Here is a 615-nt window from a genome sequence, read left to right as displayed (position 1 = left end):
GCGGCACGTGGGCTGCAGGCGCGGTTTTTCGTGCTGACCGGGCGGATCGGACAACCCGGCTCGCTGGATGCGCCGCATTTACGCGCCCTGTCGGATGCCGGCATGACGATCGGCAGTCATGGGATCAACCATATCGCCTGGCCCGGCCTCAGCGATGCCGATCTGGAAAAGGAACTGCGCAGTTCGCGCGCCCGGCTCGAGGATATCTGCGGATATCAGATCACCGAGGCCGGCATACCCTTTGGCAGGTATGATGCGCGGGTTCTGCGAGCCTTGCGGGCGGCCGGATATACTGCGGTATGGTCCAGCGATGGCGGGCTGTTCCGGCATCAGGCTTTCCTTCGGCCACGCACCTCACTTCGTGGCGATATGACCCAGAACGACATACGGGCGATTTTAGCCGGACGGATGTCCCGACCGCAGAAGCTGCGCCGTATGATCGGAATGACCCGACGACGGTGGATGGTGACCGGTTAAGTCAGCACGCGGTTTCAGGATTGCGTTTCAGCAGAGTAGTTAGCAAATCTTGTATACCTGACTGCTCTCCTTTTTGTCTGAAGCGGGCCGCTTTCCTCTGCGTCGTTCTGTGTACAGGTCGGATCTGAAAACCAGACC

General features: G+C 60.2%; 1 protein-coding gene. It reads left to right on the top strand.

Translation table 11 applies throughout. The features are described from left to right. The coding region (locus ACR0JW_RS23915; protein WP_480714623.1) for a polysaccharide deacetylase family protein at positions 1 to 477 on the top strand (477 nt) is incomplete at its 5' end. Between the last annotated feature and the right edge of the window lie 138 nt (positions 478 to 615).

This window comes from Ruegeria sp. BG6 (assembly GCF_056538465.1).
This window is presented reverse-complemented; position numbering and strand designations above follow the sequence as displayed.